Origin of the sequence: Nibrella saemangeumensis (genome assembly GCF_039541915.1) — a bacterium.
Lineage (GTDB): Bacteria > Bacteroidota > Bacteroidia > Cytophagales > Spirosomataceae > Nibrella > Nibrella saemangeumensis.
Genome location: NZ_BAABHD010000024.1, coordinates 40,866 through 65,742 on the forward strand (window position 1 = coordinate 40,866; position 24,877 = coordinate 65,742).

General features: G+C 52.6%; 20 protein-coding genes. 8 read left to right on the forward strand and 12 right to left on the reverse strand.

The window, feature by feature from the left end; all coding sequences use genetic code 11:
* Positions 1-208: 208 nt before the first annotated feature.
* Positions 209-1,078, reverse strand: coding sequence for a DUF5602 domain-containing protein (locus ABD949_RS10190; protein ID WP_345243113.1), 870 nt, complete (start codon positions 1,076-1,078; stop codon positions 209-211).
* A gap of 122 nt (positions 1,079-1,200) precedes the next feature.
* On the reverse strand, positions 1,201-2,217 hold the full coding sequence (locus ABD949_RS10195; RefSeq protein ID WP_345243115.1) for a Gfo/Idh/MocA family protein: 1,017 nt from the start codon (positions 2,215-2,217) through the stop codon (positions 1,201-1,203).
* 187 nt (positions 2,218-2,404) lie between these two features.
* Here ABD949_RS10195 and ABD949_RS10200 point away from each other — a divergent pair, with 187 nt between their 5' ends.
* The 3 genes from ABD949_RS10200 to ABD949_RS10210 all read left to right on the forward strand — a co-directional run bounded on the left by ABD949_RS10200 (position 2,405) and on the right by ABD949_RS10210 (position 7,295).
* A complete protein-coding gene (locus ABD949_RS10200; RefSeq protein WP_345243117.1) occupies positions 2,405-4,873 on the forward strand; it encodes a DUF2339 domain-containing protein in 2,469 nt (822 codons plus the stop codon).
* A gap of 3 nt (positions 4,874-4,876) precedes the next feature.
* Positions 4,877-6,112 carry a hypothetical protein gene (locus tag ABD949_RS10205; RefSeq protein WP_345243119.1) on the forward strand — a complete coding sequence of 412 codons (1,236 nt, stop codon included), beginning with the start codon at positions 4,877-4,879 and terminating at the stop codon, positions 6,110-6,112.
* Positions 6,113-6,188: 76 nt separating this feature from the next.
* Positions 6,189-7,295, forward strand: coding sequence for a sensor histidine kinase (locus ABD949_RS10210; protein ID WP_345243120.1), 1,107 nt, complete (start codon positions 6,189-6,191; stop codon positions 7,293-7,295).
* 166 nt (positions 7,296-7,461) lie between these two features.
* Here ABD949_RS10210 and ABD949_RS10215 read toward each other — a convergent pair whose 3' ends face one another.
* Entirely contained in the window at positions 7,462-8,640 is a 1,179-nt protein-coding gene (locus tag ABD949_RS10215) for a BamA/TamA family outer membrane protein (protein ID WP_345243122.1), read from the reverse strand.
* Positions 8,641-8,777: 137 nt separating this feature from the next.
* On the reverse strand, positions 8,778-9,812 hold the full coding sequence (locus ABD949_RS10220) for an alkaline phosphatase D family protein (protein WP_345243124.1): 1,035 nt from the start codon (positions 9,810-9,812) through the stop codon (positions 8,778-8,780).
* A 151-nt stretch (positions 9,813-9,963) separates the two neighbouring features.
* On the opposite strand from ABD949_RS10220, the gene ABD949_RS10225 reads away from it, so the two are divergent.
* The gene (locus ABD949_RS10225) at positions 9,964-10,344 is read left to right on the forward strand and encodes a hypothetical protein (RefSeq protein ID WP_345243125.1); all 381 of its coding nucleotides are present in this window, start codon (positions 9,964-9,966) and stop codon (positions 10,342-10,344) included.
* A gap of 141 nt (positions 10,345-10,485) precedes the next feature.
* On the opposite strand, the gene ABD949_RS10230 is transcribed toward ABD949_RS10225, so the two are convergent.
* Positions 10,486-11,034 carry a hypothetical protein gene (locus ABD949_RS10230; RefSeq protein WP_345243126.1) on the reverse strand — a complete coding sequence of 183 codons (549 nt, stop codon included), beginning with the start codon at positions 11,032-11,034 and terminating at the stop codon, positions 10,486-10,488.
* A 243-nt stretch (positions 11,035-11,277) separates the two neighbouring features.
* On the opposite strand from ABD949_RS10230, the gene ABD949_RS10235 reads away from it, so the two are divergent.
* The 4 genes from ABD949_RS10235 to ABD949_RS10250 all read left to right on the forward strand — a co-directional run bounded on the left by ABD949_RS10235 (position 11,278) and on the right by ABD949_RS10250 (position 14,713).
* Positions 11,278-12,015: a DUF72 domain-containing protein gene (locus ABD949_RS10235; protein WP_345243128.1), complete on the forward strand. Its 738-nt coding sequence runs from the start codon at positions 11,278-11,280 to the stop codon at positions 12,013-12,015.
* Between the two features lie 77 nt (positions 12,016-12,092).
* A complete protein-coding gene (locus tag ABD949_RS10240; protein ID WP_345243129.1) occupies positions 12,093-13,544 on the forward strand; it encodes a S41 family peptidase in 1,452 nt (483 codons plus the stop codon).
* Between the two features lie 36 nt (positions 13,545-13,580).
* Positions 13,581-13,964 carry a DUF3592 domain-containing protein gene (locus ABD949_RS10245; protein WP_345243130.1) on the forward strand — a complete coding sequence of 128 codons (384 nt, stop codon included), beginning with the start codon at positions 13,581-13,583 and terminating at the stop codon, positions 13,962-13,964.
* 311 nt (positions 13,965-14,275) lie between these two features.
* A complete protein-coding gene (locus tag ABD949_RS10250) occupies positions 14,276-14,713 on the forward strand; it encodes a DUF4142 domain-containing protein (protein WP_345243132.1) in 438 nt (145 codons plus the stop codon).
* Positions 14,714-14,791: 78 nt separating this feature from the next.
* Here ABD949_RS10250 and ABD949_RS10255 read toward each other — a convergent pair whose 3' ends face one another.
* The 7 genes from ABD949_RS10255 to ABD949_RS10285 all read right to left on the reverse strand — a co-directional run bounded on the left by ABD949_RS10255 (position 14,792) and on the right by ABD949_RS10285 (position 24,771).
* On the reverse strand, positions 14,792-16,561 hold the full coding sequence (locus ABD949_RS10255) for an arylsulfatase (RefSeq protein WP_345243134.1): 1,770 nt from the start codon (positions 16,559-16,561) through the stop codon (positions 14,792-14,794).
* Between the two features lie 366 nt (positions 16,562-16,927).
* Complete coding sequence (locus ABD949_RS10260; RefSeq protein WP_345243136.1) at positions 16,928-17,383, reverse strand: hypothetical protein; 456 nt, start codon at positions 17,381-17,383, stop codon at positions 16,928-16,930.
* Between the two features lie 157 nt (positions 17,384-17,540).
* Positions 17,541-18,893, reverse strand: coding sequence for a caspase family protein (locus tag ABD949_RS10265; protein WP_345243138.1), 1,353 nt, complete (start codon positions 18,891-18,893; stop codon positions 17,541-17,543).
* 502 nt (positions 18,894-19,395) lie between these two features.
* Entirely contained in the window at positions 19,396-22,773 is a 3,378-nt protein-coding gene (locus ABD949_RS10270) for a DUF1080 domain-containing protein (protein ID WP_345243142.1), read from the reverse strand.
* A gap of 46 nt (positions 22,774-22,819) precedes the next feature.
* The gene (locus tag ABD949_RS10275) at positions 22,820-24,094 is read right to left on the reverse strand and encodes a Gfo/Idh/MocA family oxidoreductase (RefSeq protein WP_345243144.1); all 1,275 of its coding nucleotides are present in this window, start codon (positions 24,092-24,094) and stop codon (positions 22,820-22,822) included.
* Positions 24,095-24,141: 47 nt separating this feature from the next.
* The gene (locus ABD949_RS10280; protein WP_345243146.1) at positions 24,142-24,471 is read right to left on the reverse strand and encodes a HigA family addiction module antitoxin; all 330 of its coding nucleotides are present in this window, start codon (positions 24,469-24,471) and stop codon (positions 24,142-24,144) included.
* A 21-nt stretch (positions 24,472-24,492) separates the two neighbouring features.
* Positions 24,493-24,771: a type II toxin-antitoxin system RelE/ParE family toxin gene (locus ABD949_RS10285; RefSeq protein ID WP_345243148.1), complete on the reverse strand. Its 279-nt coding sequence runs from the start codon at positions 24,769-24,771 to the stop codon at positions 24,493-24,495.
* Between the last annotated feature and the right edge of the window lie 106 nt (positions 24,772-24,877).

Sequence of the window (24,877 nt, forward strand, 5' to 3'; positions counted from 1 at the left end):
ATCTGTTTTTTGGATAGCTAATACGATTATTCAACATTCGAATACATTACAGGCATTAGTCGTACCGAAATAGATTTCCGAAAACAAGTTATATAGCGATTACTGTATTTTTTGTCAGAGTGGTAACGCTGTTCCTACACGCAAACCCCGCCCATCCTCTGCTGTGCAGAGCGACGGGCGGGGTTCTCCAATACGCTAATCAGCGTAATTACTTCGACGCCAGCACCTGGCGCAGCTTCATTTCCTCCAGCGCGATGGTGTACTCCCTGCGTTTGGCATCATACCGGATGCTGTAACTGGTCGGGTAGTAGCCATCCTTTGCGTATTGCGCCGGTAGTTTAAGCGGCATCGTAACGTTCGGCTTCGTCTCCAGATAGGCTTTGGTGATCATCGGCTCCCAGAAGATTACCTTACCGTTATACGAGCCGAAAATGAACGTGCTGGTAAAGTCCTTCCCGTGGAATTCGTGCGAACCGGGATCGGCCCAGTGCCCGCCCATACCCGGCTCCTCCGATTCGGGGGCAAAGATGTAGCCCTCCGGCACGGCACCGGCTCCCGGCGACTGCCGGCACTTGAGCAGATCATCCCCGCGGGCGGTAATTTTGTTGCGCTCGTCGCGGCTGATCATGTAAAAATGAAAATCAAAATGCGGTACGTTGTAAACACCCGACGGCATATGGCCTCTGGGGTTCCAGTTGACGGCGATGTGGTTGAACGGCAGCATCCTGGCTTCGTCGGGCAGCGTCATGATATACTCAGCCATCCAGACCATGCCGGGAGTGATGTCGGCCGGCAGGCCCTGCATGGCCGCTTCGGTTAAGGTAACGCCCACCGCCGTCGGGTTACCCTGCTGGCTTAGTCTGACCCACGACCGGGCCGTACCGTTGCCAAAGGGGACTACCTCCCCCAGAATTGTCTTGTCGTTGTTCGATACAGGGGCAGCTACAGACACGTTGGCGTGTCCACCGTGGTTCGTCTGGGCAACTACCGGCCCATACTGAATGAACAGCAGCGCGGCCCCTACGGCGAGGGTGCCCAGGCGCCGAACGCGTGATTGGTGTGGTGTTGAAAGAGACATAGTATTTGTGTTTGTTGACGAAAGCTACGTATATTCCCCATTCAACAGATAAGTCAGTAAATAAAAGGTCAGATCGATGAGTAAACGGTTTACTGCCAGCCATTTACGAACAACAAAGAAACCTACGCCGATTGATAAGTCCGTTCAATAACATCCATTAAAACCGCTCCCTGTTCGGCGGTGCACACGTTGGACGGTTTACCCTGGCAGGCGTCCAGAAATGCGATCGTATTCTTCAGTTGAATATCATCCTGCTCCAGGTAGGGGAAGTGAATATCGGCGAGTTCGCCGGCCACTTCGGTGTGCAGCGTAAACGGGAACAGCTTTACCCCACCCCGGCTGCCGTAGATTTCCAGATTCCGGTCCTTATCGGCCTGGGTGTTCAGCGCAAACGAGGTCGACAGCATGATGGATGCCTTGTTGGAAAAGGATAGATACGCCGTACAGGCATCTTCTACCTCAAACGCCTTAGGGTCCCACGCGCCCATTAATCCTCGGCCACCGGCTTTTCCGATAAAATCATAGGTATTCCCCAGCACCTGCGCCGGAGCCGCGTAGTCCAGGGCACAGAGGGCCAGGTCGAGTACGTGAACGCCCAGGTCCATCAGGGCGCCCCCACCCTGCATGGCTTTGTTGGTGAAGTACCCCCAGCCGGGTATGCCCCGCCGGCGCAGAAAGTGGGCTTTGATGTGGTAGATCTCGCCCAGCCGCCCCTCGTCTTTGCAGCGCATCAGCAGTTCCCACTCCCGCGTCTGCCGCAGTTGCAGGTTATACGCCAGCGTCAGTCCGTTCTGCCGGGCCAGACTGGCCATGTCGCGGGCTTCGGTGGCCGTCAGGGCGGGTGGTTTTTCGCACAGCACATGGCAGCCCTGCGCCAGCGCCTGCATGGTGTACGGATGATGCAGGCTGTTGGGCGTGCAGATCACCACCACATTGGGCGAGCACTGGCGGTACATGGCAGCGGCATCGGCAAAGGCATGCGGGATGTTGTGTTTGTCGGCCAGCGCACGGGCCTTAGTGAGATCCCGGCTGCAAACGGCAACGATGTCTACCAGATCGGGTAGTTGTTGCAGCGCCGGAATATGGTTTTTGTCGGCGATACTACCACCGCCGATGATGGCGGCACGAAAGAGCGGCATGGGGAGTAGTGATGAATTATGAATTAAGAGTTATGAATTGGGGTGGATTGTTGGGAATTGGGTGCAAGCTAATCGGTATTTAATACCATTCAACCTAAAGTCCTCTCCCTTTACTCAAAATTAAAAGGTATATGACTGATAATTAAGCAAATTTGCTGGTGCTGTTTTCCTAAATCTCCCTCGCGTCATGGAAGCATTCTTACTGGTTATTCTGCTCATCCTGGTGCTGGTTATCAACAACCGGTTCGCTGGTATCAGACAATTACTTCAGCAACAAACCGATGATCTTGCCCGGCTCCGAACCGACTTTACGGCTTTCCGGACCCAGACAGGCCCGATGGCTGCTCCTCCGCCAGCTGCCGAACAAACCCTACCGGTAGCGCTTGAGCCCGAAATACCACCCGTTCCGGTCCCCGAACCGGAGCCGTCCACTCCTCCGGTTGAAGCGGTGATGGAAGCGGCCGAACCACCGGCGATATTGCCTGAGCTGGTCGACATACCGGCGGAACCGGTTATGCAGGCAAATCCGGTTCCGCAACCCACGTTCATCCAGCGCTTTTTGCAGGCAAATCCGGATCTGGAGAAGTTTATCGGCGAGAACCTGATGAACAAGATCGGTATTGCCATTCTGGTGCTGGGGATCGGCTATTTTGTCAAGTTCGCCATCGACCAGCAGTGGATCAACGAGGTAGGCCGGGTATTTATCGGTATCCTGGCGGGGGGTGCCCTGATCGGGCTGGCGCACCGGCTCCGGCAGACGGTTCCGGCATTCAGTTCGGTGCTGGTGGGGGGCGGTCTGGCGGTGCTGTATTTCACCATCGCCATTGCCTTCCACGAGTATGCGCTCTTCAGCCAGACCGTCGCCTTCGGGCTGATGGTGGTCATTACGGCGTTCTCTATCCTGCTGTCGGTGGCGTACAACCGCGTCGAACTGGCCGTGGTGTCGCTGGTAGGCGGCTTTGCCACGCCCTTTATGGTCAGCACCGGCGCCGGCGACTACCGGATCCTGCTGACGTATATTCTGATCCTGGACGTGGGTATGCTGGTGCTGTCGTATATCCGCAAATGGAATCTGGTACACATTGTCGCCTACGCCTTTACGCTGCTGCTGTACGGTAGCTGGCTCGGCACGGCCGTGGTTGGCGAGACCAACGCGCCTTACCTGGGAGCTTTTATATACGGCACGGCCTACTACGGCATTTTTATGGCGATGAACATCAGCTACAACCTCCGGTACAAAGCGACATTTTCGGTGCTGGAGATCATTCTGCTACTGAGCAATACGTTCTCGTACTACACCGCCGGTATGCTCATTCTGGCGAACATCGGCAAGGGATTGTACCAGGGGCTGTTTACCGTTGCGCTGGGTGTGGTCAACCTGGTACTGGCGTATAGTCTGTACCGTCGGGGGGGCGTCGACCGCAACCTGATCTACCTGCTGATCGGGCTGGTCATTACGTTCGTCAGCCTGGCAATTCCGGTGCAACTGGAAGGTAACTTCATTACCATGTTCTGGGCGCTGGAAGCGGTGCTGCTGTTATGGTTTGCGCAGAAATCCGGCTTACGGCTCGTAGCCTCTGCATCAGTGATTGTGCTGGGTCTTATGCTCATCAGCCTGAGCATGGACTGGTCGGCGCTGTACGGTACGGCTACCAACCCTCCGCTGCCGATCCTGCTCAACAAAGCCTTTGTGACCAGCGTCATTTCGCTTATTGGTCTGGTGGCTACGCGCTGGCTGCTGAACACCCAGGATGCGCCATTTTCGTTCTGGACGGGCCAACTGGCGGTCGGGACCTACCGGCGGATCATCAGCTACCTCACCGGTGGTGCCATGTACCTCGCCGGCTCGCTGGAGCTGAACTATCAACTGATTACCGCCGTCGGCTTCGGACCGAACCGTACCATTGTAATGGGCAGTTATAATCTGCTCTTTATTATGGGCCTGCTGGTGCTGGCTCAACGAAACGGACAACGGAACAACCTGATGCGGGCAGCCGGGCTGGGCCTGCTGGGTATTGTGGCCTACCTGGTGGCGTTCAATCCAGCGGTGATGGTCTTGCTGAACAATTACTTCCTGTACACGGAAACCAGCTTCCTGGGCTTTCCAGTGCATTACGGAAGTGTAGTCCTTACGATGGGTATTGTTGCCTGGTTGGTCAGGAACCGTTCCCGACTGGAACCGCTGCCTCCGCGGGTGCTGCAACTATGGCCCTGGTTTGCGGGCTTTGTAGTACTGTACTTAGCCAGTTCGGAGCTGTTTACGCACGTTATCGTCTTCAATCTTTCGGATGCCGACAAAGCTGCGGCAGCGTCAAGCCCAGCCCAGCAACTGGTGGTCATCAACCGCTTTGATAACCTGCTGACCCAGACCAACAAGGTAGGACTACCCATCCTCTGGGGCATCTGCGCGTTTCTGTTCATGTGGGTGGGGCTAAACCGTAAGATCCGCCCGCTCCGGATCATGTCGCTCAGTCTGTTTGCGCTGACCTTGCTGAAGCTGTTCCTATACGACTTACAGGGTATTTCAGAAGGCGGCCGTATTGCCGCGTTCCTGTCGCTGGGCGTACTGCTGCTGACGATTTCGTTTATGTACCAGAAAATCCGGAAGCTCATCATGGCCGACGATGCCAATCCACCGCTGGTCCAATCTGAGTAAACCATGCAAAAATACGTTTGGGTGACGTTGATTTTTTTGCTGGCCGGCTGGTCAGTAAGTTGGGGGCAGTCGTTCCGGATGGAAGCCCGCGTCCAGCCGGTGACGCAGTCGGGCTACTACCGGATCCTGCTCCCACCCGCCGTAGTGGGTGCGCTCAACCATACCCTTACCAACATCCGGCTGTATGATGCGAAAAAGCGGGAAGTGCCTTATCTGCTTACCCACCAGTTGCCCAGGCAGCAGACGCAGCTTAAACCCCTGCCGGTCATCAGCAGGATCGCCATACCCGGCGGCACAACCACCCTTGTGGTGCGCAACGCAGCCAGGAACCCGATCAGTGCGTTGGGGCTGACCATCAAAAACTCGAATGTCACTAAACAGGCCCAACTCAGCGGCAGCAACGATACCCGCGTCTGGTACGCCATTGAGGACGATTACCGGCTGACACCGGCCCGGAGTGACAGCACTACCTCAGCAGTGAAGACCCTTGATTTTCCGTTGAGTGATTACGAATACTACCGGCTGGCGATTAACGACTCGCTAACCGCCCCGTTGAACATCCTGAATGCAGGCCTGTTTACCAGCCGGCAGGAAACCGGTACGTATTCGGCGTTGTCCGGAGGAGCTGTTTTCCAACGCGACAGCAGCCGTCAGAAACGCAGCTATGTCCGACTGAGCCTGCCTGACACGGTTCGGGTGGATAAGCTGACATTGGTGGTGCAGTCGCCGGGGCCATACCGGCGCAGTGCAGCCGTGGCGGTTCTCCGTCCCCAGCGAAGAGTACACAGGCGACCGGAGCCGGTTTTTGAAACAGTCCGGACTTTTGAACTTAGCTCAACGGGTGACCAGACGGTGCATTTGTCTGGTGTACGGGCAAAAGACCTCTATGTGGTGATCGATAATCAGGATAGTTCACCGTTGCTTATCAGCGCCGTAAAGGCGTATCAGGCCGACGTTTACCTGATTGCCCGGCTAGTAGCAGGTACCTCGTATCAACTACGCTTTGGCAACCCGACACTCGCGGCCCCGGTCTATGATCTGGCGTACTTCAAAGATAGCATTCCGGGCAATCTGCCGGTTGTTAAGTTGGCTGACGTCAGTACGCAGGCGGCAGGACGAGTTGACAATCCGTCCTTTTTCAGCCGGCCGTGGTTACTCTGGCTGGCGCTGGGACTCGTGCTGGTACTGCTCAGTTTTCTGTCGTACCGAATGCTGACCGAAATGGGCAAAGGGAGTTGAGCCGGTCTACCCGGTGAATTGGTCGATTTAGGGTAATTGATTAACTTTGGAGATGTAGTCTGCGTACCGTCCGGACATGCATACCCCTTTGGTTAACCTAAACGATAAATGGCTTCGCATCATCGGCATCGGATCGATCGTGCTTGTCAACGTCTTTATCAACCAGTTTCTCCGGCAATCGCTCACCGGGCTTTTTGTGCTGCGCTTACTGGTTACGGTCACCGCCATCACCATCATCTGGCATGTCAACCGCTTTATCATTTTCCGGTTTCGCCAGAAGTACATAAAGCGTCTCCAGCCGCTGTTGCGGCTGACAGTTACTTTTGGCGTTGGGGTAGCCGTCACCACCCTCATGCTTTGGGTGGCTAACCTGACCGGTTATTTGCTGAAGGGGAAGACGGTGTACGAATTTATAAATGCTTCCCCGGCTACCCTTTACATTAACAAGCAGAAGTTTACCCTCTCGTTTTACGGAGCGGATTTCTTTCAGGCAACTACCACCTTTCTGCTGTTTCTGGCCATCTACGAATCCTTATTTTTTGCCAAAGAGTCACGGGAAGCGAACCGGCGTTTACAGCAGGCCGAACGGGAGAAGGAAGCTCTCGAAAAAGCCAATCTGCACAGCCAATTGGAAGCCCTGAAGCAGCAGGTGAATCCGCATTTTCTGTTCAACAGCCTCAACTCGCTGATTTCCCTCATCGGCGAAAACCCCGCCCAGGCCGAACGTTTCGCCGAAGAACTCAGCACGGTATACCGCTACCTGCTTCGCTCCAACGAGCAGAACCTGACACCACTGGCTACGGAGTTAGAGTTTATCCAGTCGTACTACCACCTGCTGCAAACCCGCCACGGTGCCGGGTTGAACCTGGTGGTGCAGGTGGATAAGCAATTCGAAAAATATCAGCTGCCTCCGCTAACGCTCCAACTGCTGGTGGAGAATGCCGTGAAGCACAACATGATCCTCGCCGAAAAGCCCCTGACGGTCGAAATCACCACGGATGCCGCCAACCGGCTGATCGTCAGAAATACCCTCCAGCGTAAAAACGGCCGCGTCGTCTCCAACGGCGTCGGGCTGAGTAACATCCTGACCAAATACCGGGTGCTGGGCCAGCCGGCTCCGCAGGTACAGGAAGACAACGGCCAGTTTGTCGTAACCCTGCCGCTGGTAGAGCAGCCGGGTTGACGCTCGTCCGCGTTTGCAACGCGAGACGGACGAGAATCGCGATTGTATCGTGAGTAGAATTAAGTCTTTTGATCCATTCTTTTAACGCGCGTCGCAGACGCGCACCTCGTCCGTCTCGCATTACAAATGCGGACGAGCGGGGTGCGGGGGTAGCGCCGGCCCTGCCTTAGAACGCATCCATCATGCGGAAGTAGAAATTGGCGGTCTGGTTGGAGTTTACCGCCAGGTCGAAGCGGGCGTAGAGGTTCTTTTTGCGGTTCATCAGCACCCGCAGGCCGGCTCCGCCCGAATACCGGGTGGTCTCCAGCGTAAAGTTACGCATCTGATCGGCGACGCCCCCGGCCGCGACAAACACCGCCCCTACCAGAAATCGGTTCAGCGTCCGCCGGTACTCAGTCTGCGCCGACCATAATTGCCGGTCACGGTACCGCCCCAGCACAAACCCGCGCATCATATTGGGTCCACCCAGCCGGGGCAGTTCCCGCAGCGGGACCGTACCCGCCGTAAAATGCCCGATCACCTGAAACGCCACCAACTGATTCCGGGGCAGAGGCACATACCGGCGCAGGTCAACCGTCTGTTCCGTGTACTGGTACTGACTACCCAGGTCACAGAAGTGAGTCTGCAAAGCCCACTCGGCATACCATCCCTGCGTTGGGCTGAATGGATTGTTGCGGTAATCGGCCAGGAGCGTCGGTCCCAGGCCGGAGACGATGCTTCGCCGGCTGCCGGGTATATCTTCCGATAAAGCGGGTGGCTCGGCGGTACGCAGCCGCTGGGTTTCGCTGTACTGGTAACCCAGGCCGGCAAAAAAACGGCCGGCTACCCGGCGCCACATCCGGTGCTGCAGATACCAGCGTTCGTACAATATATCGTTGTAGCTCCGTTCCGAAACGGTCTGATTACCGATACCCCAGTAATATTCTGAATAATCCTGGTAACCACCCCTACCCCGCTGGATGTAGGTTTCGCCGGGGCTATAAATCTGCCAGACACCCTCCAGCGTCAGCTGCCGGCGCACACTGTAGAGGGCCTGCATATAGGCATACGAATCCCGCGTGGTGGCCAACAGGGAGTCGGACATACCCCGGGCCATCCGGCGTTGCACCAGCCGCTCACTACCAGCCGTATTAAAGAAATAATCAAGGGCCAGGCCCCCTTTCAGGCCGGTTTCGGGGCTCGACTGCAGCACCGGCAAAGGCACAAAGCGCAGGTTTCGGCTGGTCAGCGAGTCAGGATTAAATCGTTGCCAGAAGGAACGGGAATTGGGCGACTGCGCCAGGGACGTCTGCCCAACGAGCAAAAACAGAAAAAGGCCGCAGCCTTTCCAGACAACAGATTGCATGGTTACCGATCAGGTCGTGACATGGTGGTTCAGCAGGTACAGGGGCTGATCGCCTGACCCGGTAAACGGATTGACAATCAACTTATAACGCTACTGAGAATCTATAACGGATCGTTGCAGGAAAAAGTTAGAAGTACTCAGTTAAACGAAATTTCCTGCGTCAGATACGTCTGACCGTTATTGCCGTTGATGCGGACCGTTGCCGTTAGGGGTTTGCGGTTCCAGTCGATACTGATCAGGGTATAATTGAGGTCGAATACCACATGGCCTACCCGCAGACGGTTCAGTTCTTCAACCCGTCGGGTGGTGGTGTGGCTGATGCCGCTGCTGGTGATGTCGTACAGATCGTAGCCCAGACCAGGCACGCTGATTTTAGAAACTTCGGCGATATGCCGGTCGCCACTCATCAGGATAGCCCCTTTCGGTTTGGTACGGCCGAGCAGATCCAGAAAACGCTGGCGGGCTGTGGGGAAGTTGCCCCATTTTTCGTAGATATGGTCGTTGGCCAGAATCTGAATGCCGGAGCCGATCAGGTGAACATCGGCGTCGGAGTTGGTCAGCTCTTTCTCCAGCCACTGCCACTGCGTTTCACCCAGAATGTCGCCCGACGGATTAGGGACATTGTCCTTGCCGTTTGCCCCCTTCTTCAACGGATCGCGGAAGTAACGGCCGTCGAGCAGAATCACCTTTACCCGCTGTCCTTTCGGGCCAAAGACGTGGGCCGAGTAAGCGCCCTCCTGCTTCCGCAACGGACTGCCGGCGGGCACATCGAGGAAGTCGAACAGGATCTGCTGACTTTCTTTCCGGCGCGGGTATTCCTTACCGCCATCGTTGACGCCATAATCGTGATCGTCCCAGACCCCTATAATCCTGGCGTTCTGACGCAGCTGCTGGTAGTTCGGATTGGCTTTCTGACTGTTATATTTAGCCCGGAGCGTATCCATGTTTTCGGTATCGCCGTAGACATTATCGCCGAGCCAGATCCAGACGTCCGGTTTCTGAGCCACAATATCATCCCACAGCACCTGTGGTAGTTTGTGATCGTCGCACGAGCCGAAGGCAATGGTTGAAACAGGTTGCTGGCTCTGGGTAGCGAACGAACTGGTTTTGGGCGTACGGCAGCCGGCCAGCAGCAGGCACCCAACAGACAACGGCAGTAGAAGCTTTCTCATGATCAGGGAGTATAATGTCGATGAGCCAGTCAGTGTAGGCCCGGTAGTGGCTGCAAAATTCGGCATCAGAATCGCGATTTCAATGGTATTTTTGCTTTAGCCGTTAATTTTCACCGTTTCTTTACATCTGAACCGGCGCACCCTGTCAGCTATGCCGCGAAATCTATCGTTTCTGATTGGGCCAGAGCTTTTCTGGCTGCTTATGCTGGGCGGAGCGACGCTGCTGGCCCAGGCCAATGTGCCACCGTCGAAAGCGGTCGAAGCCTTTATGGAGAATCTGGCCTGGTATGTGCCTCTGGCTGCATTGCTGCTGTTTGGGCTGTGGCTGATACCGGGTGTGGAAACGAACTGGCTGCTGCTGCGGGTCTGGATAGCGTCGATACTGGGCGCTCATTACTCCCTGGAGAAAGCCCTGAGCGCCCATAGTGAACAGGGACCCGGCGTCGGTACCGTCTATATTGCCGGCATGAGCTTCCTGTTCTTTGTGCTGATCGTAGGCACAATCGTCGTGCTTATCTTTTTTCGGAAATAGCCGCTCGCCCGCGATTATATCGCGTGGCGGGCGAGATTCGCCGGTCCGCCGGTGCGGTTTGTAACGCGATGAAAGCACAAAAATTGACCATCGCGTCACAGACGCGAACCTCGCCCGTCGCCCGACACAGTCGGGAAGGAGCTATATTTGATCGGAGGACATTGTCAGGGTGCCCGTGGGTAAGACGGTATATATCGCCTGAGAATAGACATTGTTCCCCTCCTCATCAATGGATGTAGTCCGGACAATGGCCTTTTGCTGCCGGTTCAGCCAGGTGGTCACCGTTTGGCTCATGCCTTCGTCATTATCATAGTAAACCATCTGCTCCGGCAGCGGTTCTTCACTATCCCGGCTAATGGGCACCAGCCAGCCGATCGATTCATGAGCGTACAGGCGACCGACCAGCACCAGGTAAAACGCATCGGTAGCCGCTAAGGTGTCGGCCGTGTAGAACATCCCTTTAGCGTTTGTCATCTGGCCGACATCCTGTCGGCTGACGGGCAGAAGCACGGGGTCGAAGCGGGAACCCTTACGCAATTGGTCTTCGTCGATAATCAGCGTATCGATCGTCGGCGTCCCGGCATGTTTTGTTTGGGAATCGGTCTGGCCGCAGGATAGCAGCAACCAACTCAAAGCGAGGAATAGCCCTAAACTGAATAGATTCATGGCGACAGCAAATAGACCAGGCATTTTTTAACAAAAATAGAAATTCTAACTGGCGAAGCACCGTTCGCCCGCGATTGTATCCATTGCCATTGCTCGTCCTCGACTGTGTCGAGAGACGGGCGAGGTTCGCCGGTCCGCCGGTGCGGTTTGTAACGCGATGAAAGCACAAAAATTGACTATCGCGTTTGTAACGCGAACCTCGCCCGCCACGCGATATAATCGCGGGCGAGCAACAGCAAGCAACGAGCAGCGCACGACCAGACAAACATGAGGATTCACATCGGTACATCGGGCTGGAGTTACGATCACTGGCAAGGCGTCTTATACCCGCCCGACACGCCCGTATGGGATCGGCTCGGCTATTATATGCAGCACTTTCAGACGGTCGAGTTGAACAGCAGCTTCTATCGCTGGCCCAAACAGGCCACCTTTGCCAGTTGGCGACGCCGGCTGCCCGACGGCTTCCGGCTCACCGTAAAAGCACCCCGCGGCCTCACCCACGCCAAAAAACTCTACGCACCCGAGGTCTGGATGGAGCGCATTAAAGCCTGCTGGCATACGCTGGGCGACAAACGCGCCATTCTGCTGGTGCAGCTCTCGCCCAACCTGGCCTACGACTACGACCGGCTGGCGTATTTTCTGCAACAGGTGCCCCACTGGATGCAGGTCGCCGTGGAGTTCCGGCATCCGATCTGGCATCAGGAAGCCATCTTCTCGCTGCTGGAGCGACACCAGGCCGCTTACTGCATCATGAGCGGGGCCTATCTCCCCTGCATTCTCCGCACCACGGCCCCATTTGTGTATGTCCGGCTGCACGGCCCCGATACCCACTACCTCTACGGCGGCTCCTACTCCGATACCGACCTGCACTGGTGGGCCGACCGCATCCAGGAATGGGAACGTATGGGCAAAGACGTGTACGTTTATTTTAACAACGACGGGGGCGGCAACGCCGTACGCAACGCTTTTACCCTGAGGAGTATGCTGGCCCATCGGGGCTGGTAGTCCGATTACTAACTCGTTTTAGGCGACCGTGCGCTAAATCACTACTTTTAGGTGTCAATTACGGATCATCCACACCCATGAAAAACCTATTTATCCTCTTCCTCTTCTCCCTCCTCTGGACGGGTAGTTTAGCCCAGCAACCGACACCCGCTCCAGTCGATATAAACCGCCAATATACCCCCACTGAGTTAAAGGCTGATCTGGATTACTTGCTAAGGCAATATGAGGAGATCCACCCCAGCCTCTACACCTACGCCAGCCGGGAGGTGATCAGTCAGCAGGCAGAAGCCATCCGCCGGCAGCTCAACCAGCCCATGACCCGGCTAGAGTTCGCCCGGCTTATTATCCCCTTAGCCGCCAGTTTCCGAGACGGGCACACCAGCATGAACTTCCCACGGCAGGAACTGGTCTCGTTTGTGCGGAACGGCGGTCTTGTGTTTCCCTATGAGGTTACCGTTCAGGATAAGCAGCTATTTGTCAAAACGGATTACACCGGCAATCCGGCCACACCAGCCGGCACCGAACTGCTAAGCATCAATGGCGTACCGGCGGAGCAAATCATCAAAACCCTGGTTACCTACAGCAGTGGCGAGTTGGACTCGTTTCGCCAGATACGGGCCGGCAACAACTTCCTGCGGTTAGCCTGGTTCGTTTATGGGTTTCAGAGCCCTTACCAGTTATCCATTAAAACCAGCACTGGCAAAACGGCCCAGGTAGTACAAACCGGTTTAACGGCCAGCGAGTACGAAGTAAAAGCCACGCAGGCAGCGCAGAAACAGGCGTCCCTTGGTAATTTCTTGTTCTCTCTCTGGCCTGAGCAGCAGACGGCGTTGTTCAGCTTCAATTCCATGGACAACCTGCCTGTTTTTCAATCATTCCTGGACTCGATGTTTACCGCCATCCGGCAGCAGAACATCAAAAACCTCATCATTGATATGCGGCAGAACGGTGGGGGCAATTCGGCCCTGGGCGATGCCCTGTATAGCTACCTTACCGATAAACCCATTACGCAATTTACCCACGTTGATCTAAAGATTTCCAATACCATCAAGCAAAAGGACTGGTACAAACAGATGGGTTTGTCGGACACGCTATCGGCAGGCCGGATTGTCTCCAATGAATTAAAACCGGAGAAGCCGGCCTCCTTAGCCAAACCGGATCTGTTCTTCCGGGGTACCGTGTATCTGCTCACCAGCAACTATACCTTCTCCAGCGCCAATGCCTTTGTTACGGCGTTTAAATGCTATAAGGTGGGTACGATCATCGGGCAGGAGACCGGTGGCGTAACCGTTGCCTATGGAGATGTAATCGACTTTAAGCTGCCCAACACCCAGTTGGATGCCTACTGCTCGTGTAAAACGTTTGTTCATCCCTGCGGAGAGCTCAAACTCCACGGCGTTTTCCCCGACATTGAAATACACCAGCAACCCGCCGACACCCAGGCCGGCCGGGATACCGTGCTGGAGTACGCAAAGAAGTTGATCCGGAAGAGTGTGGTGGCGGAGAAAAAAATGCAGCCGGGAAAATAGCGGCTGCGGGCTTACATCGTAAAGCATATTACGACCATGCGGGCATCTTTTTCTGATATACTGATTCTCCTTTTCTTTTCGGTAGGCCTTACGTTTGCCGGTATATCCCTCTATCTATACCAGAGCCGCCAAAGCCTGACCAAAAACGGCGTGGTTACTACGGGCACCGTCATTGATCTGATTCAGACCAAGCGACGATCGTACACCCGAGCGCCTGCCATCCAGTACACCGATGCTAACAACCAGCCGAAAGTTTATTATCACTCGGTAGCCACCAATCCGCCCGAGTATTACGTAGGCCAGCAGGTGACCCTGTACTATGATCGTGACCACCCGGACGATATCCAGATTGCCGGCGACAATCTGATGATCTATGTCATGGGTGGCTTTGGCGCGGTTTTCCTCTTGATCTCCATCTGAAGCGTACCCAGTGCTATTACTGCCTTGTGGAAATGGGCTTTTTCTGCCTGAATGGATCGCTAACAGATGCCTGAACAGCTGTTTTGATGCCCTAGTGGATTCTTTACAGTGCTCCAATTGACCGAATACTAAAAAGGGTTTGACTTGCCAATCAGGGCTGCCAATCCTATTCTGAATATACCTAACTTTTAAGCCAACGTCTAACCTAATCCTTCACTGCTATGAAAACGTCTGCCATTTATGTGTATCTAGTTTGTTTAAGCGTGCTGGTTGTGTCTTGTAAAAAAGATGATATTTCTGATCAGGACAGAATGTTTCTCAACATAGCCGGTAGTGCCGGTATTATGGAGGTAGAGATGGGCAAGCTGGCGCAACAGAAAGGCGTACGTGCCGATGTAAAACGCTACGGCGACCAAATGGTTGACCAGCATACGAAGGTGAATGAAGAGTTCCGGGCATTGATCAAACGACTTAACGTAGAGGTGCCGGAGACGATGAATGAACGCAATCAGCAGATGGTCCGGGAGTTGGCTGCGCTCGAAGGTGCAGCGTTTGACGCAAAGTATATCGATACCATGATTGCCGATCACCAGTTAGCAACGGAGAAATTCCAGGAAGCCCACGATATAGCCAAAAACAAAGAATACAAAGACTGGCTGGCCAGAATGATTCCCGTTGTCGATGAGCATCGTAAAATGGCCGAAGACATGAAAAATGACACAACCCGAACGGCAAGTATGAATCATTGACAGGCTGTTCAATGTTGAAGCTGCGTTTCATCGACCCGCTATGGCACGAAACACCATGTTACCTGCCAGTGTGTCTTGTCAGGGGTGCTTCATGTGACTTAAAACCAGCGCTTTTACTTCCAATGCTGCACCAGCCGGCAAGTCAGGGGTTTTTAAAGTAAGCGCAACAGTACCTTTGCTCAGCTTAATCTTGCCCAAAGAAATACGTGCCCATTCTTTTTCAAAAGCTTCTATCCGCTTTACTCGGTCGGGACTGGGTAAGGTTTTTCCGACAAAATCACGGCTTATCGTCTGAGTGGCTTTGCCGCCATTGGCCTCCACAACCAGGGCAGCCCCTATAGCTGCTTTGTTACAAGTATACAATACTTCTATCTGATAGTTTCCCTCATCTTTTACATCCAGTTCCCACCAGCTGGCGGTATCGGCTGTTTTGTTCCAGTTGATGAGCCAGTCATGGGCATAGCCTTTTTCTTCTTTGAATTGTAAAGCACCTGAGAGAAACGCTTCATGAGCCGGAAGTTCAACAGGAGAGCCTTTAGCCACCACCGGAATGGCACTCCTTTTAATTCCATTGCTTGTTACGGCAGCATACCAGCTATCATATTGTGAAGAAAGTTCTTTGGCTATCTGGGGTTTGGCTGATTTTATGTCAGACTTCTGGCCTGGGTCTGCCTGCAGGTCGTACAAACGTTGCTCATCTTTTTGCAATACCAACACATAATTGGCTTTTCGTACAGCACCGGAATACTTTTCGATTTTATCAGAGAAGGTAACATGCGTAAACAAGCTTCGGCTATCAAACCGAGCGGTTTGCCCATTCAGCAATGGCAGCATACTCATACCATCCAACGGAAGCGCGTGGCCGGTCTTTATCCCACAAAGCTCCATAATCGTAGGGAGTATATCGATATGAGCAGTTAAGGCTTTTACTTTTGTACCTGCTTTTATGTTGCTGGGGTATTTGATAAATAAGGGCACTCTCACCCCACCTTCATCGACACTGCCTTTTTTGCCTTTCATTCCCCCATTATATCGGTAGGATTGCGGACCATTATCGGTCATAAAAATGACGATTGTATTGGTATCGAGGCCAAGCCGGGTAAGCTGGTTCAGGACCCGGCCTATATTGTCATCTATATTTTCCACCATGCCGTATACACTGGCCAATTCATCATTTTGCCCCAACTGCTTGTATTGATTAAAGTATTTGTTGGGAACCTGAAACGGACTATGGGGTGCATTGTAAGGGATATAGCAGAAGAATGGTTTGTTTTTATGTTTATCAATGAAAGCAAGGGCGGAGTCGGTAAGTACATCAGTAATAAATCCCTTTGTTTTTACAGGTTGCCGGTTATACTCAAGGGTAGCATCGAAGTAGTTGGTGAGGTGGCCGGCACAAAAGCCAAAAAAGGTATCAAATCCTTGTCCGTTCGGATGGTTAGGGTAATGGGCACCATTATGCCATTTGCCATAAATTCCGGTGGCATAGCCTGCATTTTTCAGCGCTTCAGCAATCGTTACTTCTTCGGCACGCATGGTTTCGGTGCCGTTGGTAACCCAATACGTCCCGGTGCGCAAATGATACCGCCCCGTAAGCAGGGCAGCACGAGTAGGCGCACAAAGCGGGCTTACATAAAACCGGTCGAAACGGGCTCCGTCTTTAGCAAGCTTATCCAGCACAGGTGTATGGACTATGGAATTTCCGTTAGACCGCAGGTCTCCCCAACCCTGGTCGTCAGTGAGGATGAGAATCACATTGGGTTGTTTGGCTTTTTTTTGCGAGAAACCAGAGCCTGGGCAAGCCAACAGGAGAAAAAGTACAATCGATATTTTAGATAGATACTGCATGTATTGTAAAGGTAAAGTTTTTACAAAAAACTTCTCTTTCCAGCCATGTCTCATTACAATGCTATTGAGCTTTGAAGAGTAACCCCTTTTGTATAATTTGCTTACCACAACAGTACAACACCATGACCATTGAGATAAGTGATGATATTATTCGGCAGACAGGGCTGACTGCTGAGCAACTGCTGCTTGAACTAGCGGTACATCTCTATGAGTCCGGCAAAATAACGGTTGGCCAGGGGGAGAACTCACCGGGATTGGTCATATCGCTTTCCAGCGCGAACTTGGTAAGCGCGAGATTCCTCTGCACTACGACCAGGCGGACTGGGAGAATGATAACCAGACTCTAAAGCGTCTCGAAAGATTAAATTAAAAACCAGAAAATTTAGAGAGTCTTGCAATATCCAAAATAAGCTTCTCGAATGAATCTTTACTCCAAAATCTGGGATGCATATAACCATGAGCAACACTATTTCTATTATCACCGAAGTTGGTTCTTTTAGAAGTAGAAAAATATACTTTTAACTCTTCTAAAAGAGCAATAAGCTCTGTACTCTTATTTTTATTTTCTTCTATCGCCAAATTTATCAGCCTAGTTCCTACCTTTCTGACTGAAGGGAGACCATCTTTATCTAAAATCTCAACACCATACTCGCTCGTCATTGACCTAATTAATTCTTCTAAATAAGAATATGCAAAAGGTGTAAATACTGAGTACGACTCAGGGTGCGCATTATAAATTTCTTTTACTACTTGCCAATCAGGAACCCAGTTCCAAAAATGAGCGTATTGCATAATTTCTTCAAAAGAATCATTAATAGTCATACCTACTTTTACTGGCTAATTTAAAAATTATTCCATTCTTCCATTGCTTGTTCTGTTGCTCAGTGTTATTCGTCTGCCGAAATTAAAGCTAATTTGCAAAAGTCTAAGAATACATTCGGCACTCCACCATATTGCAAACGCAACGTTATATATTATTTTATTCCTTCGACTTGAAAAATTTTTGAAATTCTACTTCTGTCCATTTTTCAATTATAGTTGTAGTTGTTAAAAAGTTATTAATTCTAGGAACTTCTTTCTCAAACGGAAGTCGCATCTTGAAATAAACATCCGTTATTGCATTCACTTTATCACCAGTAATGATTGTATAATTCCTAAACTTAATTTTACTCTTGTCTATTGTGAAAACTACTGGCTTTAAATAATGCTCATTATCCTTAGTAAATAAATAAAAACACACAACTCCATCTTCATCATCAAGCTTTACATAGTTCATTACAATTTGCGAAAACGTTTCATCGGGACCTTCCAACGAGTTATACCCGAAATTTACGTCCTTTACAATTGTTAGCCGGCTCAAAATATCATTACTAAAAATGTCAGTTGCAGTATCATCTTTAAGTAGCCTTTCCTCAAATTTTGGATAGAACATGTCAAATAATATATCGTTTAAATAATCCTCGTCAACAGTTCTAGAAGAAATCCCTTCCTGCTCATTAGAGAAGCTAATTTTTACCAAAGTTAATATTAGAATAAGTCTTTCAAGTTTTTCCGTTTCGAAAATTGAAACTTTAAGGAAAGGCATAAGCTCTGGAAGTGGAATCGATTCATTCTTTAATAAATGGTCAATAGTTAAATTTTCAATAGTCTGTTCGTGCGCTTCTATAAAAGAAAAATGGTCACCAAACAACGAAGATTCTTCCCAAGGAATTTGCCTATCAGATGTGTCCTGCATAACATCATTTCTTGTATTCTTAAATACCAACTCTGCTGGCAAATTTGCAGTTTGCATATTTTTTAATAAGTACTTTGTATAAACACCATTTCTTTCTCCTGTTCGCTCAATTGAAGTTGAATTAGGGCTTGTAGAAAATGCAATCAATGTTCCTGCCGGTGCGTTCATCTTTAACAAACCCATTGAAGAACTTTTATTTCCACTATAAAAAGGATTATTTCTACAAGCATCAAGTATTACTAAATGAAGGTTCTTCTTAGAGGCTTTTATTAACAAATCATCAGCTAAGATACAGTTATATTTAATATCTTCTATAAATCTTACTTCAGAGTCAGATGCTACTAGAAAATTAAATTTTTCATCCTGTAATCCATGTCCTGAAAAGAAAATTATTGAGACTGTATCATCTGAAATAGATTCTTTAAACTGTTTAATAGCTTCTATTATTTCTGCTTGAGTTGGGTCAACTAGTAAAGTACTTTCAAATTCAACCGCTTGCAGAAATGCATGCATATCTTCTGCATCATTTATGCAGTTTTCTAAAACAGAAAAGTGCTTGTAATTATTAATTCCAATTATGAGAGACTTTTTCTGCATTGAAGTTTCTTTAAAAAATTACACATAATTCGTAAATAGACGCAGGTTTAATGCATTAAGCCAAATATTCAATTTTTCGTTGAAACATCTTATCCATCAACTTTTACACCTTCAAACTCCTGAATACTAAAAGCTTATAATAAAAGTCAACTAACAATACGATTTGCGTATTGATCATTTTGTATTGTCCTCTTGTTTCAACAATACAAAATACGCGTAACTCTTTACACGGTTTAAGTGCCTAAAATACATCTACCAATTGAAAAACCAAGGTAAATCCAACCTTCCATATCAACGTAAATAAAGATACCTATCAAACCCTTGATTCAAAACAGGTCGACACGCACATGCAATGTTCGGGCCGAAAGGTCTGCTGTAGCGGCCCCTGTTGGCTTTCCCTCGCTCAGTATAGCCAAGGTAGAACTGAGCTACGCGAGAACCTGGAGAATCGCCCGGAAAGATTGAGGAGAGGAGCGGAGCAATCCAAAATCCCAAAACCTACTTATTTGCTTAAATCTTTCACCCGAATATTGCGGAAATACAGCACATCGCCGTGGCCCAGAAAGCCGATGTGGCCCGATTTGTTCAGCAGGCCCGGATGCTCGCGGTGGTCCAGCGTGCCGTTTTTGGAGGCTTCGGCTATGTCGCCGTCGAGGATGACCGTACCGTTGAGCGTGACCGTGATGCGGTTACCTACGGCCTTAATCTCCTCCACGTTCCACTCCCCGGTGGGTTTCAGGTAGCCCCGCTTGGCCGGAATGACCCCGTACACCGAGCCGTGGTACTGGTACACCTGTAGTTTTTTGTAGATCTCGGCATCGTTGTCCAGCACCTGAATTTCCATGCCGTTATAGGCAGCATCGCCCTTCATGGGCGCGCGGATGCCGATACCGTTGTTGGCCCCCGGCGTGAGCTTGAACTCAAAGCGGTAGATAAAGTCGCTGTACTGCAGGCGGGTGTACAGATTGCCGCTGCCGCCATTCTTCGGGTTTACGGCCAGGGCACCGTCTTCAATGACGTAGTCGGTTTTGTTGCCGGTCCACTCGTGCAGGTTGGTGCCGTCGAATAGCATTTTAAAGCCTTCCTTCTTCTCGTCGTCGGATAGGGTAAACGGCTGCGGACGCGGGATCTCGCGGATGTAGATGTCCCGGTAGGCTACATACGTACCATGTGCCTGTAGTTCAATCTGCTCTTCGGGAAAAATAGGCAGGGTTTTATCCCAGTAGTTTTCGAGCGGCACGTTGTTGACCACGAGTTTGCCGTTTAGGTACACTGTCACCTGATCGCCCACCATCCGGATGCGGAAGGTATTCCAGGTGCCCACGGGATTATCGGCCACCAGCAGTGGTTTGCTGGCGTGGATCTGGTTGTTGTATAGCCCACCCGAGCCAACCTGCGCCCCTACGTCGGTGCGCGAGGTATCCCAGATCTGCACCTGGGGAGTACCCCGGAGGTAAATACCGGCATCGCCTTTTGGCGTGATCTGCCAGTCGACGTACAGTTCGAAATCGCCGTATTTTTTATCGGTGCACAGGTTATCGCCATGGCCCGTAAACACCAGCAGACCATCTTTCACCTGCCAGCCGGTACGCATGGCCGCATCGGCTTTGGCCTGGGCAACCGTCAGCGTTTTCTTGTCCATTTTCGCTCGCTTGATGGGGTCACCCACCAGCCCTTTCCAGCCGGTCAGGTCTTTGCCGTTGAACAGGGGCACAAAGCCTTTGCCCGCGGGCATACCCGCCAGGAGCTTGCGGAGCGCGTCGGACTGTTTGCCGGCCTCGGGACCGCTCAGCAGGGGTATGGCTTTTTGCAGGATTTCGCGCACCCCATCCCCCTGAAGGGAGGGAGTACCCAAGGCAATCTGGGCTACCGCAGCTGCAGCGTCGGCCTGTAGGTCGGGCTGGTCGAGGTACCGGGCTGCGTACATGAGGGCCGGGAAGGTCTTACTGGCCTGCACCTGTTTCAGCAGGGCCTTTTTCTGCTCCGGCGTAGTCGCGTACGCCATGGCCTCGCGGAGCATCAACAGCTTTTCGTCGGCGGTATACGAGCCCAGGCTGAGTTGCCGGAGCAGGGCATTCACCCCCTCGGCGGCAGTTCCTGCCTTACCGGCTGTGGGCAATAGCGACTGTACCGTATGAGCCGCCAGACCACCTTTCCATCCGGCCAGTGCGTTGATAACCGCCGAACTCGCTGTACCGTAGGCTTTGGCTACCTCGCTCAGGTTGTCGCGACCGCCAATGCCAGCCAGTACGGGGTACAGGAGGGCCTTTTTGTTGCCCGGCACCCGGTTGAGCAGCGTTCGGGCCGTAGCCTGTTGGGCAGAGGCATCGGTATTGGTCTGGATAGCCGCTACCAGCGCATCTTGCAGGCCACGGCTGTCTTTTTCGCTCGTCGAGGCCAGCAGGGCCGTCAGCAGCGGATCGACCTGGCTACCGGTAGCCGTTTGTTTCAGGGTTAGCCGGGCGGCCTCACTCACCGATTCGTCGGTGCTTTTCGTCAGTTGCAGCACCTCCGCAAACCGGCCCGTATCGGCCCGACTACCGAGTATCTCCAGAATAGCCACTTTACCAGCCGGAGAGGCATCGGCCAGTGCCTGACCCACCGCCGGCAGCACGTCCGTGCCCTTCATCGCCAGCAGGGCCGATTTCACAGCGGCCAGGGTCCCGGCATCCGAGGTTTTCAGCAAGGGGAGCAAAGCCGGCAGGGCGTCGGTCTGCCCGAGCTTAGCCGCGGTCGCAATAGCCGCTATTTTTACCGCCGGCTGCTCGCTTTGCACCGCCTGCAGGGCGAGCGGCAGAGCCGCTTTGATACCGTTATTGCCAAACATCCGCAGCAGATCGGCCTGGGCGGGTGCGTCCGACCGGCCGAAGGTTTTCAGCCACTGCGCAACGGTAGCTTCGTTCAAATAAGGCTTACCGAATTGTAAGGCAGCCGCCCGGAAGGCCGGGTCAGCGTCTTTCATGGCCGCCGTCAGGGTTGAAAGGCTTTGCGCCCCTTTGAGATCGGTCAGCAGTTTCAGGGCGGCAATGCGGGTGGCCACGGCACTGCCCGACTGCGTTATTTTCTCTATGGTCTTTGCCGCTTTGTTGACTTCTTTTTTGCGGCCATCGCTCAGCAGTTGATGCAGGTAGCTCAGGTAAGCCTCCGTCGCCTGACTGGCATCGCTTTGATACCCTGCCTTGTCGGCGGCTTTAGCCAGTACGGCATACGACGCAGGCTCGCCGATCTGAGCCAGCGCCTGTAACGCTACCTTCGCCTGTTTGGCATCGCTGCTATTGGACAAGGCAGCAATCGCCGGAGCCGCCGGTCTGAACCGGGCTTTTCCCAACGCTCCCATGATGAACAATCGGGTCTGTTCGGGTGCCCCGTTCAGAGCAGTGAGCAGAGCGTTACCGGCGGCCGGGGTACCAATGGTAGCCAGTGCCCGCGCAGCCGGATCGGCCAGCCGGGCATCGGCCAGAAACGGAATCAGGGCCGTCACGGCATCGTCTTTCCCGACCCGCTCCAGTTGTGAAATGATAAATAGTTTGGCCTCGGGACTGCTCAGCCGGGGCAGGGCAGCGGCATAGGCCCGGCTGGCCAGCGCCCGCAGGTTTTCCTTGCCGGGCGACGCGGCCGCGTACGAAAACGCCGACAGTGCATACTGTGCCGGGCTGACGGCCCCGGTTTCGTCGAGTTTTTTCACCAGCGCCACAATACCCTCCTTGCCCAGGTCCGCCACCGCAGCGGCACCGGCCTGGAGTTCGGCGGCATTATTGGCCGGCATTTTAGCCAGCAGCTCCGTAATCTTCACGTTAGCAGGCTGGCCGGCTGGGGTCTGGGCCTGACTGATGCGGAGGCTGGTGAGGAGAAAAAGGGTTAAGAGGAAATAAGGTCGCATGGGGTTGTTAGGAATTACGGGAAGGGAAAGAGGACAACGTCTACACTTAGAACGACCACGGCTCGCGCATGGGCGGGTCGAGCAGGCGGTTGGCGGCTTCGTCGTTCACAAACTCCTGTTTGACGGGATCGAACGTCAGGTTCCGGCCCAGTTCCAGGGCAATTTTACCTATGTTTACGAGGGTGCAGGAGCGGTGCCCGTTGGCTTCGTTGAGGGCAAATTTCTGCCGGTTCTTTACGGCTTCCACAAAATCAGTCACTTGCGGTTCGGGGTCGGGCAGGGCCGCCAGCTTTCGCTCAATATCCGGAATGGTACACCGGAACCCGCTGAACAGTTTGCCATTGGGACCTTCGATATAAGCCGCTTTGGTCTCCGTACCGGCTCCGTCCAGTATAATCTGGCAGCCGTCGGCGTAGGTATAGGTAATCTTGCGCCAGGTACCCACGGCATCGGTATGCTGCTGGGGCGCGTCTATCTCGACCGTAACGGGGCTGGTATCATCTTTCCCCAGAAAATACTGGATGGGGTCGAGGTAATGCTGTCCCATATCGCCCAGTCCGCCCCCGTCGTAGTCCCAATAGCCTCGGAACGTGTTGTGTACCCGGTGCGGATGGTAGGGCTTGTAGGGGGCCGGACCCAGCCAGCGGTCGTAATCCAGCTCGGCCGGTACGGGCTGGGGCTCCAGGTCGGTTTTGCCTACCCAGTAAAACTTCCAGTCGAAACCCGTATGCCGGCTCACGGTCACTTTCAGCGGCCATCCCAGCATACCGCTCTCCACCAGCTTTTTAATGGGCTTTACGGGGGTATTCATGCCGTAAAAGTTGTCGGAGAACCGAAACCAGGTGTTCAGCCGGAAAATACGACCATGCTGCTGTACGGCTTCGACCAGCCGCTTACCCTCGCCGATGGTCCGGGTCATGGGTTTTTCGCACCAGATATCTTTCCCGGCGCGGGCGGCATCGGCGGCAATAAGGCCATGCCAGTGGGGCGGAGTCGCAACATGAACAATGTCGATTTCGGGCAGGGCAAGCACCTCCCGGTAATCGCGGAAGGTTTTCACCCCTTCTCCCCCTTTGAGGGTGTTCAGGGCCAATTGTATATGCCGCGTATCAACGTCGCAGACAGCCCCCACCCGGGTACCCGCGTACGGAATATGCCCCCGGCCCATGCCGCCCACCCCCACAATGGCTTTGGTTAGCATATCACTGGGCGGCAGGAAGCCTTTGCCCAATACGTGCCGGGGCACAATGGTAAAGGCAGCCAGCGCCCCCATCGAATTTTTTATAAACTGTCGGCGCGACGAATTCTGTTTTGATGTCATGATAGTCTGAATGTCTGTAATGTTGGACACGGTCTAACGGCAATGCTCTACGCAGAGCGTGGAGAGTAATTCGCTGGTTTCCAAAAGACGCGGACATTACTGACATCAACTCTACGACGCGCCTTAGCCAGGTCGTAGTTCTCCTGCACTGTCAGCCAAAACTCGGGTGTTGTGTTGGCAAAAGCAGTTGCCAGACGAATCGCCATTTCGGGCGTTACGCTTTGTTTACCGTTAATAATAGCCGAAAGCGTTTTTCGGGTAGTTCCTAACCCTTCAGCTACTTCTTTAATGGTCAGTTTCTGACCAGTCTCCTCATGAAGTCCATTTAAAGTTTCCCGAATAAGCTCACCGGGATGGGCAGGATCAAATAGTGCCATAGTTTTCTCTCTCCTCTAGTCTTAATGGTAGTCTAAAAAGTCAACGTCCAGGGCATTTTCGCCCTCAAAACGAAAGATAATCCGGAAGTTTTTATTCACTTTCACAGCATAAAAATCCTTCAGATCACCAGTTAATCGATGAAAGTCATACCCTGGTTGGTTCATAATTTCCGGTCCGTTTGCCGCGTCAAGCCGTGTTAGAATCAACCTGATTTTCTGCACGAGGTGCGGCTGTAGTTTGGAACTGTCTCCTTTACGAGCATACAGTTCTAAACCCTTATGTCGGAAACTTACTATCATAACAGCAAACGTAACATGAAACGTGTCACGTTACAAAATAATTTATCGATAAAATTGATTGTGCAAGAACATAACCACTTTACTTACGCCACTCCATTTCTAGCTA